This window comes from Mesorhizobium sp. M8A.F.Ca.ET.161.01.1.1, assembly GCF_004792105.1.
Taxonomy (GTDB): Bacteria; Pseudomonadota; Alphaproteobacteria; order Rhizobiales; family Rhizobiaceae; genus Mesorhizobium.
Genome location: NZ_SRTD01000354.1, coordinates 1 through 312, shown reverse-complemented (window position 1 = coordinate 312; position 312 = coordinate 1). Strand labels below are relative to the sequence as shown.

1 pseudogene is annotated in these 312 nt (G+C 66.3%); it reads left to right on the top strand.

Annotated elements, in window-relative coordinates:
- Positions 1-312, top strand: a pseudogene (locus EN804_RS36035) (TRAP transporter permease); the annotation flags it as partial.

The following is a 312-nucleotide window of genomic DNA, read 5'->3' as shown; positions in this document are numbered from 1 at the left end:
CCTGGAACAACCGACGGCAAGTCGGCCACTTTTCATCTCCCGGTCGTCGAAGAACAGGTCGAAGGCCTGCCGCCGGGCTTCGGCGAAGGGCTTGCCGGCAAGGCGGCCTTCCTGATTGCCGTCGCCTTTTCCGTCTTCCAGATCTACATCGCCGCCTATGGCAGCCTGCCCAGCCAGGTGGTGCGCGCCATGCATGTCGGCTTCCTGCTGCTCCTCGGCTTTGCTCTGATCGGCAATCTGCGCGCCAGGAGCACGCCGGCCAAAGCCGCCTTCTGGGCCCTGGGCGCGCTCGGCTTCGGCACCGGCCTCTAC